The 9,434-nt window shown below is 73.2% G+C and carries 9 protein-coding genes; 7 read left to right on the forward strand and 2 right to left on the reverse strand.

Annotated elements, in window-relative coordinates; genetic code table 11:
• The first annotated feature begins 7 nt into the window (after window positions 1-7).
• Genes J0670_RS02060 through J0670_RS02070 form a run of 3 tightly spaced genes read left to right on the forward strand, consistent with a single transcriptional unit; the run spans window position 8 to window position 2,727 of the window.
• Window positions 8-1,183 (forward strand): cytochrome P450, encoded by a 1,176-nt coding sequence (locus tag J0670_RS02060; protein WP_207808970.1) that lies wholly within the window; start codon window positions 8-10, stop codon window positions 1,181-1,183.
• 41 nt (window positions 1,184-1,224) lie between these two features.
• A complete protein-coding gene (locus J0670_RS02065) occupies window positions 1,225-2,286 on the forward strand; it encodes a Rieske 2Fe-2S domain-containing protein (protein ID WP_207808972.1) in 1,062 nt (353 codons plus the stop codon).
• 27 nt (window positions 2,287-2,313) lie between these two features.
• A complete protein-coding gene (locus J0670_RS02070) occupies window positions 2,314-2,727 on the forward strand; it encodes a VOC family protein (protein ID WP_207808974.1) in 414 nt (137 codons plus the stop codon).
• 22 nt (window positions 2,728-2,749) lie between these two features.
• Here the strand turns inward: J0670_RS02070 and J0670_RS02075 are convergent, their stop codons facing one another.
• Together J0670_RS02075 and J0670_RS02080 are read right to left on the reverse strand one after the other, a co-directional pair.
• Complete coding sequence (locus tag J0670_RS02075) at window positions 2,750-4,138, reverse strand: NDP-hexose 2,3-dehydratase family protein (RefSeq protein WP_207808975.1); 1,389 nt, start codon at window positions 4,136-4,138, stop codon at window positions 2,750-2,752.
• A 46-nt stretch (window positions 4,139-4,184) separates the two neighbouring features.
• A complete protein-coding gene (locus tag J0670_RS02080; RefSeq protein WP_207808976.1) occupies window positions 4,185-5,129 on the reverse strand; it encodes an NAD(P)-dependent oxidoreductase in 945 nt (314 codons plus the stop codon).
• A 261-nt stretch (window positions 5,130-5,390) separates the two neighbouring features.
• Here J0670_RS02080 and J0670_RS02085 point away from each other — a divergent pair, with 261 nt between their 5' ends.
• From J0670_RS02085 to J0670_RS02100, 4 genes are all read left to right on the forward strand, one after another.
• Window positions 5,391-6,710: a nucleotide disphospho-sugar-binding domain-containing protein gene (locus J0670_RS02085; RefSeq protein ID WP_207808977.1), complete on the forward strand. Its 1,320-nt coding sequence runs from the start codon at window positions 5,391-5,393 to the stop codon at window positions 6,708-6,710.
• Between the two features lie 15 nt (window positions 6,711-6,725).
• Entirely contained in the window at window positions 6,726-7,859 is a 1,134-nt protein-coding gene (locus tag J0670_RS02090) for a polysaccharide pyruvyl transferase family protein (protein WP_207808978.1), read from the forward strand.
• 29 nt (window positions 7,860-7,888) lie between these two features.
• Complete coding sequence (locus J0670_RS02095; protein WP_207808979.1) at window positions 7,889-8,923, forward strand: Gfo/Idh/MocA family protein; 1,035 nt, start codon at window positions 7,889-7,891, stop codon at window positions 8,921-8,923.
• Window positions 8,924-9,024: 101 nt separating this feature from the next.
• On the forward strand, window positions 9,025-9,434 hold a 410-nt coding region (locus J0670_RS02100), incomplete at its 3' end, for an MFS transporter (protein ID WP_207808980.1).

Below are 9,434 nucleotides of genomic sequence, written 5' to 3' on the forward strand. Positions count from 1 at the left end.
GAGCACCATGACCGTCACGGCGCAGTTGCCGTTCGAGCACCGGGATCCGCTGCGCATCGCGCCCCGGCTGCGGGAGTTGCAGTCCCAGGGTCCGGTGCACCGGGTGCGGACCGCGCTGGGGGACGAGGCCTGGCTGGTCACCGGCCACGCGCAGGTCCAGCGGCTGCTGGACGACGCCAGGCTCGGCCGGTCCCACCCGACCCCCGAGACCGCGGCGCGCACCGGGGAGACGCTGTTCGACGCGGTGCTGGGCGACTACGACACCGAGGCGGCCGACCACGCCCGCATCCGCTCGCTGCTCCAGCCGCACTTCTCGCCCAAGCGGATGCGAACCCTGCGCCCGCGCGTCGAGGCCCTGACGGCGCGACTGCTGGACGAGTTGGCCGAGCACGGGCCGCCCGCGGACCTCCACGCCCTGGTCGCCGTGCCGCTGCCGATCCTGGTGATCTGCGAGCTGCTCGGCGTCCCGTACGAGGACTGCGACCGGTTCCGCGCCTGGACCGCCGACGCCGCCAACCTCGGCGACCGCGCCCGATCGGACCGCGGGGTGCGCGAACTGTACGGCTACGGGCACGAGTTGGTCGCCCGCAAGCGCGTCGAGCCCGGGGACGACGTGATCTCCCGGCTGGCCGCGACCGAGGGCGTCCGGGACGAGGAGATCGCCGGGCTGTCGATGGCCCTGCTGTTCGCCGGACACGAGACCACGGTGGTCCACATCGGGCTGGGCACGCTGCTGCTGCTCACCAACCCGGACCAGTGGCGGGCGCTGGTGGCCGACCCCGGGCTCGTCCCGAAGGCCGTCGAGGAGATCCTCCGTGCCTCGGCGAAGGGGTCCGGCGGCGGCATCCCCCGCTACGCGCGGGAGGACCTGACGGTCGACGGGGTCACCATCCGGGCCGGGGAGCTCGTCCTGCTGGCCAACAGCGCCGCCAACCACGACCCTGCCGCCTTCACCGACCCGGACCGGCTCGACATCACCCGCTCGGCCGCGGCGCACGTCACCTTCGGCCACGGCGCGCGGTACTGCCTCGGCGCGCCGCTGGCCCGCGTCGAACTCCAGGCGGTGTTCACCCGGCTCGTCACCCGCTTCCCGACGCTGCGCCTGGCCACGGACGTGGAGGCGCTGCGGATGCGCCGGGACGCGCTGACCGGCGGGCTGGCCGAACTCCCGGTGCGGTGGTGACGTCCGGCCCGAGAGCGGTGGCCCGAGGGAAGGAGCAGGGCATGGGCGGTCGCAAGTACCTCAGGCTGTTCCGGCACGCGGCCGGCGCCACCCCGGCGGACCTGGCGTTCCCGTCGGCGCCCCTGCCCTACCCGGAGGGGTGGTTCTGCCTCGGCTTCGGCCACGAGGTCGGCCCGGGCCGGGTGGTGACGCGACGGCTGACGGGCGAGGACGTCGTGCTGGCCCGCGGCGCGAGCGGCACCCTGCGCGCCCTGCGCCCGCACTGCCCCCACCTGGGCGCACACCTCGGTGTCCTGGGCACCGTCTCCGGTGAGCGGATCACCTGCGGGTTCCACCGGTTCGAGTTCAGCCTGGACGGCCCCTGCCTGCGCACCCCCTACGGGCAGCCGCCGCCCCGGGCGGCGCTCGGCACCCTGCCGGTGCGGGAGAGCGCGGGGCTCATCCTGGTGTGGAGCGGCCGCGGCGGCTCGCCGCCGTCGTGGGAACCGCCGGCGATCCCGGCCGCGGGCTGGCTGCGCCCGCGCGGGAGGACGTTCGAAGTCGCCGGCCATCCACAGCAGATGACCGAGAACGTGATCGACTTCGGGCATCTGGAGCAGCTGCACGGAGCGACCCTCGCGAAGGCTCCGGAGGTGTCGTTCGACGGCGTGCTCTGCACCGGCCGCTTCCAGGTCGAGCGGAAGCTTCCGCGCGTCGGGCCGGTCCGCGTGGACTACGCGTTCAGCGTCCACGGACTCGGTCTGACGATCATCGACTGCGACCTGCCGTGGGCCGGCACCACGGCCAGGTTCTTCGCCCTGCCCACCCCGGTCGACCCCTGGCTGAGCCGGTTCCGGTTCGCCGCCACGGCGCGGACCGGGCCGATGGGCACGCTGGCGACGCGACTGCTCCGCGACGCCCTCTACACCGTCCACGCCGCCGGCAGCACCCTGGACCTGCCGGTGTGGCAGTACCAGAAGTACCAGCGGACACCACGCCTGGCGCCCGGCGACGGCCCGATCGGCCGGTACCGGAAGTGGGCGGAGCAGTTCTACCCCACGGCGGCAGCTGATCGGTTCGAGACCGATCTCGACCATCGCGCCGACCACCAGAGGAATTCGTGAGGCGTCCATCCGCCTCGGGAGGTTGCCATGCCCTTCACGACGTGCATCAGCGTCCGCGACACCGCCGCCAGCATCGCGTTCTACGAGGACCTCGGATTCGACGTGGACTCCAGCATCGCGAGCCCCGGCGACGACATCCACCTGCTGCTCTACCGGGGCGGCTTCTGCGGGCTGCTCTACAGCAACGCCGATCTGAAGCAGTGGCTCCCCGCGCTGGCCGACACCCCCATCAGCCTGGCCGGCATGCTGTACCTGACCGTCGACGACTTCGACGGGTTCCACGACCGGGTCGCCCGGCGGGCGGAGGTCATCAAGGGCCCGCTGACGGACCACGTGGGCCAGCGCGTCTTCTACTTCCGCGACCTCGACGGATACGTCATCGGCATCCACGACAACGCGGCCTTCCAGGCCAGCGACCTCCGCAAGTACGCCGAGGCCTGACGCCGGCCCGGAGGGCGCCGGTTCAGAGCAGGCAGGCCATCAGGCTGCGGGTCTCCACGTTGACGTAGTAGCCCAGCCGCATCAGCCGGTTGAGCAGCCCCAGCGACATCCACCGGTAGTTGGCGGGCGCCTCGATCACGTGGTCGTCCGGGACCTGGACGACCACGTGCCGGGTGTCGGCGTGCTGGAAGCGCCCCCCGTCCTCGGACTGCACGGCGTCCACGACCGTCCACGAGGGATCGGCGTCGATCAACTCGGCCAGCGGGGGCAGGTCCTGCGGCCCGTCGTAGTTCCCCGGGGTCAGCTGGACCGTCGCGGCGAGCTCGACCCGGTCGGTGGCGCCCGGCTGGGCCATCGCCTGCACCAGGACCTCCAGGGCGTCCCGGCGGCGCCGGCAGACGAAGGCGACGACGTTGCCGGGATTGGGGCGGAGCATCGGCTGCGCCCAGGCGGCCACCTCGCGGCTGGTCGCCCCCACCGACAGGCCGACGATCCGGAAGTAGCGGCCGTCGCCGTGCCGGATGCTCTGCTCGTCGCAGACCCACCCGGCGAGGTCGCGCAGGCCGATCCGCCGGACGTCGAGGTTGAACCTGGCCTTCTGGTCGATGAGCCACGTCATCGCCGACGCGACCTCGCCGTCCGAGGTCTGCCGCCGGTGCGATCGGACGACCTCGGCGTGGAATCCCGTGGCCTCCCGGCCGGTGGCCCGCGTCGGCGTTGCGGGCACCGCGTAGGAGATGGCCGAGAGCACCGTCCGCGCGTTCATGTTCACCCGGTTGCCCAGCGTCAGCAGGCGCCGCAGCTGGCCCAGGGTCAGCCAGGTGAACTCCTCGGTGACGGGCACCTCCTCGTGCTCGGGGATCTCGACGATCATGTTGCGGTTCCGCTTGTACAGGTACCACGAGGAGTGCTCGGAGAGGAGCTGGTCGAAGATGACGGCCCGGGGGCCGGGATCGAGGAAGTAGTCGAGGTACGGGGTCGGCTTTCCGCCGTGCACCCGCTGGTAGTTGCTGGGAGTGGCCTGCACCGTCGCGGCGTACTGGACCAGGGCGCTGTTCCCCGGTTCCATCTTCGCCTGCATCAGGAAGTGGTGGACGCCGTGGATGCGTTTCACCAGGATTCCCAGGATTCCGATGTCCGGCTGCACGATGATCGGCTGGCACCACTGCGGTGTCGTGCCGAAGTTCGTCTGGACGGAGAGCCCCTCGACCGTGAAGAAGCGGCCCGAGGAATGGCCGATCCGGTCGCCGAGGTGCCAGTTCACGAGGGAGCTCAGCGGCACCTCCTCCACCCGGAACGAGGAGGCGGCGGAGCGCTCCTTCAGGAAGGACTCAGGGTCCCGGGTCAGCGGCGTCTCGGCCGTGCGCGCCGAGCGGAGGAAGTCCTCGGCACCGGTGATCAGAATCGACATCCCACGTTCCCTTCCGGTAGCGCCTCGACGGAATCCCGGCCGGCGTTCACGGCCGCTCCCCGGCCGCGCCCGGCCGCAGCCCGCGCGCCATCAGCTCGATTCCCGCCTCGGGGCGCAGCGGTTCGAAGTGGATGAGCGAGCGCAGCAGCGAGGCGTCCACCACCAGGTTGCCGGTGTCGGTGCCGGCGCTCGGCCCCTGGACGACGGGGATCCGGCGCCCCATCACGGCGGAGACCCGGTCGACCACCTCCACCACCGAATAGCCCACCCCGGAGCCGATGTTGACGGTTCCGGGCAGGGCCTCGCGCAGGGAGACCAGGTCGAGGGTCGCCCGCGCGAAGTCGTCCAGGTGCAGGAAGTCCCTGCGCTGCTCGCCGGTCCCGTGCAGCCGGAACGGCTCGGCCGTCAGCGCGCAGCGGAACGCCGCCGACACCACGCCCTGGCCGCGCGACGCGGGGAGCAGCCGGCCGTAGACGTTGGAGCAGCGCAGCGCCGAGCACGACAGCCCGTGCACCCGCCGGTAGAACTCCAGGTACTGCTCGCCGACCAGCCGCGACATGCCGTACGGGGAGGTGGGTTCGGCGCGGTGCGCCTCGGCCCGCAGGCCCGGGCCGGCCCCGGGGGCGTAGACGCCGCCGGCCGAGGAGAGGAACAGGACGCGGGTGTCCGGGCTGAGCGTGCGCACGGCTTCGCAGACGTTGATGAGCAGCGACAGCGTGTCCACGGCGTCGGCCTCCGGCTGGTCGGCCGACGGTACCGGGAAGCGGCCGCCGGCGGCGATGACGACGGCGTCGACGCCCCGGCGCAGGACGGGCGGCAGTTCGTCGGTGCCGCTGCCGAGGACGATCCGGAGGGCCCCGGCGGACGGGGCCCGCCGGCGCAGGGAGTAGGGGTCGGAGCGTCCGACGACGGTGACGTCCCAGCCGCGGCGTTCGGCGCCCGTGGCCAGTGCGCTGCCCAGGAACCCGGCTCCGATGACGGCGACTCGCATCCATGGTCCTCTGGTCGGTTCCGCTGGTCTGCTCTGCTGGCCAGTTCCGCTTGCCCGTTTCGCTCGTCAGTTCGTCCGAAACGCTGTCAACATCCTCCGCAGCTCGGGGACAACTCACGCCCGGTCAAGCGGACTTGTAACCCGTGCGCCGCAGTGTCCGTCCCGCTTTGAACCCTTTCGGCCTAGGTGGACGTGCGGTCGGCGGCCGGCCCGGCGAGGTTGGGGGCAGCCCAGCACGGCCGCGCCCAAACGGAGTTACGCATGCGCATCGTCTTCGTGACCCTCCCGGTGAAGGCGCACCTCAATGCGGTGGTTCCGCTCGCCTGGGCGCTGCGCAGCGCCGGGCACGAGGTCGTGCTGACCGGCGACTGGGGGCCGGAGCGGGAGCTGACGCGGCACATCGTGGCGACGGGCCTGAACGCCGTGCCGCTGGGCGGCGAGGGGGACGTCTCCCCGGTGCGCCCTGGGTCGCACAACCAGTCCGACTTCCTGGCGCTGGACCCGGACGAGGCGGACGAGGGCCGCTGGGCCGGCTTCCGCGCGGCGCTGCGCTTCCTGTACACGGAGGTGTACGCGCCGGACTCCGAACTGGGCGGGCAGTGCGGGCTGCTGCGGAAGCTGGTCGCGTTCACCGGCTCCTGGCGGCCGGATCTCGTGCTGTGGGACATGCTCGTGTTCCCCGCCCCGGTGGCCGCCCGGCTCTGCGGCGCCGCTCACGCCCGGGTCGTCTGGGGCACGGACACGGTGGGGATGGCCCGGGCCCGGATCCTGGCGGAGCTGCGCGCCGCCTCCACGGCGAACACGGCGAACACGGAGAACACGGAGAACGCCGAGGACGCCGAGGATGTCGAGGACCCGTGCGCCGGCTGGCTGCGGCCGCTGCTCGACCCGTACGGCCTGGAGTTCGGCGAGGAGACCCTGCTGGGGCAGTGGTCCGTCGATCTGGGCCGGCCCCACCCCTACCGCTCCCCCGGGACGACCGTCCCCGTCCGCCGGATCCCGTTCGGCGGACCGGCCGAACTCGCCCCGTGGCTGCGGGAGCGGCCACGGCGGCCCAGGGTCGTCCTGACGCTCGGCATGACCAGGCAGGAGATCCACGGCCGGGAATCCGCGTTCCCGCTGCGCGACTTCCTCGACGCCGCGGGGGAACTGGACGTGGATCTGCTCACCACCATGACGAGCGGCCAGCTCTTCGGCCTCGGGCCGGTTCCCGACAACGTGCGGGCCGTCGGCTACGTGCCGTTCGACCAGCTGCTGCCGGGCTGCTCGGCGATCATCCACCAGGGCGGTCGTGGGACGTTCACCTCGGCCGCCGCCTTCCGGGTGCCGCAGGTGGTCGTCCCGCAGCCGCTGTGGGACGAGGCGGCCACCGCGCGCCAGGTGGCCGCCTACGGGGCGGGGATCCGTCTCGACCAGGCGGGGCTCGACGGGGCGAGCGTCCACAAGGCGCTGGTCCGGGTGCTGGAGGAACCCTCCTTCCGGGAGGGGGCGCACCGCCTGTACGTCGATCTGATGGCCGACCCGGCGCCGACGGACTGCGTGGCCCCGTTGGAGCGGCTGACCGCGCTCCACCGTGCCTGAGGAGGGCGCCGAACCATGGCCGACACCGGACGCCGCACCCACTACCTGGTCTGCCCGGCGGGCATCCCCAACTACGGCGACGAGCTCATCGCCGCCACCTGGCTGCGGCACCTGGCCGAGGTGGCCCCCGACGTGGACGTGGTGGTGGACTGCCTCTATCCCGGGGTGGCGGTCGGGCACCTGGCCGGCGTCCATCCGCGGGCCCGCTTCACCAGCCTGCTGTGGCAGCTGTGCCTGCGCCGCTGGGCCGACGAGAGCCCGGCGGCCACCTGCGCCTGGGTGGAGGGCGCGGTGCGGGACCCGGCCTCCGTACCGGAGCTGGCCGCCGGGATCACCGCCCTCCGCGGCGCGCAGGTGGTGCACCTGCTCGGCGGCGGCTACGTCAACGCCATCTGGCCGGCCTTCACCGGCCTGATGGCGGGCATCGCCGCCGCGGCCGGGGCGAGCGGCGCGAGGACGGCGATGACCGGCCAGGGGCTGTGGCCGCCGGCCGACGACGCGGGCGTGACCCGCTCGCTGATCGAGCGCTTCGACGTGGTCGACGTACGGGACGCCCCCTCCGCCGCCTTCGCCGGTCTCGATCCCCGCACCGACCACTGCGACGACGTCTTCCTCGGGTTCGGCCCGCACCTGCTGCGGACGGACGAGGAGGTGCCGGAGGTCATGGTGAGCGTGCAGTCGCTGCTGGCCGGGAGCCGGAGCGCGGCCGAGGAGACGGTGCGCTTCGTGGCCGAGGTGCTGCGCGCGTGGCGGGTGACGGACGTGGGCCTGCTGGAGTGCTCCCCCGACAAGGACCGTGACGTGCTGGCGGCCGCCGAGGAGCTGCTGCCCGGCGCCCGCCGGTACCCGCTCGACGAGGTGCTCGCGCACGGCCTGCCCGCACGCCCCGGCCAGTGCTGGATCAGCACCCGCTTCCATCCGCACGCGGTGGCCGGCGCGGCCGGTGCCCACGGCGTGGCGCTGGCCGTACGGGCCGACTACTACGGTCCCAAGCACCGGTCGCTGATCGACGCCGGCTCCTCCTGGCGGCTGCTCCGGGACGGGGAGGTCCCCGAGCGGCCCACCTCCGGCGGCTTCGGCGCCGAGCGGTTGACGGAGCTGCGCGCCGCCAAGCTGGCCGTGGCCGAACGGATCTACGGGCGTGGCTGACGCCGCACCGGACGCGAAGGGAGGATCCCGTGGAACTGCTGCTGATCGGACTGTCGAGGTTCGCCCGGCGCCGGGTGCTGCCGGCGGCCGCGTCGATGCCCGGGATCACCGCCGTCGACATCGCCAGCCGCCACGCCACGGCGGCCGACGTGGCCGGGGTGCCGAAGCTCCGAACGCTCCACGGCGACTGGCACGGGGCCCTGGAGGCGCGGGCACCGGGCCTTGCCTACGTGTCGTCGGTCAACAGCGAGCACACCGCCGCCGTGCGGCACGCGCTGGAGCGGGGCTGGCACGTGGTGGTCGACAAACCGGGCCTGCCGAGCGTGCCGGGCCGGCCGGACGTACCGGGCGTGCCGGGCCTGGGGGTCGCCGCCGAGCTGGTGGAGCTGGCCAGGAGCGCCTCCCTCGTGCTCGCCGAGGCGGTCTGCTACGCGTTCCACCCGATGTTCTCCGTGGTCAGGGAGCTCGCGGCGGAGGCCGCCCAGGCGGTGGCCGTCTTCACCCCGCCGGTGCCGGCGGACGACTTCCGCCACGACCGGGCGCGGGGCGGCGGCGCCCTCCTCGACACCGGCCCGTACCTCGCCTCCCTGGGGCGGGTGCTGTGGGGCCGGGAGCCCGAGCAGGTCGGCGTCATGGTCGGGGACCGCACGGCGGACGGCCTCGAACTCTCCTACAGCGCGCTGGCCCGGTACCCCGGGGGGCGGACCGTCGTGGGCCATTTCGGGTTCACCGGCACCTACCGGAACGCGCTGCAGCTGCTGGGCCGGCACGGAGTCGTCGACGTCGAGCGCCCCTTCTCCATGCCACCAGGCCTGGAGACGGAGGTGACGGTCCGGAGCGACCGGGGCGAGCGCGTGCGCCGGGTGCCTCCGGCCGACAGCATGCGGCTCTTCCTGACCAGGGTGGTGGAGGCCGCCCGCACCGGCTCCCGGGAGTTCGACGAGCCCGTGCTCAGCGACGCCCGGACGCTCGACCGGCTGATCCGGGCCGCAGGCGCTCACCCCTTCGGACACCCCGCGACCGCTCCGGACACGGATTGTCCGAAAGTCGACGACAATCCGTAAATGCGCTGTTGTGCTCCCTATGACCCAGAGCTACTGTCGTTGCCAGTGAACGAACCCGTTCCCTCGATCTCGTTCGCTCCCAAGCCATTGGGGGACCAGCCATGGCCACCTCGCGCGCCCTGGCCCAGGCTCCGCCCGCGCCCGCCCGGCGCGGACAGCACCCGGGGATAGCCCTCAGCGTCATCGCGACCACCCAGCTGATGGTGGTCCTGGACGTGACGATCGTGAACATCGCCCTGCCGCACATCCAGCAGGCGCTGCGGTTCTCGACCACCGGCCTCTCCTGGGTCGTCAACGCCTACGCCCTGACCTTCGGCGGACTGCTGCTGCTCGGCGGACGGGCCGGGGACGTCCTCGGGCGCCGGCGGGTGTTCATCGTCGGTGTGCTGGTCTTCACCCTCTCCTCGCTGCTCGGCGGTGTCTCCCAGTCCCCCGGCTGGCTGCTGGCCGCCCGGTCCCTCCAGGGCCTGGGCGGCGCGATCGCCTCACCCACCGCGATGGCGCTGATCGC

Source organism: Streptomyces sp. FH025 (assembly GCF_017427025.1).
Lineage (GTDB): Bacteria > Actinomycetota > Actinomycetes > Streptomycetales > Streptomycetaceae > Kitasatospora.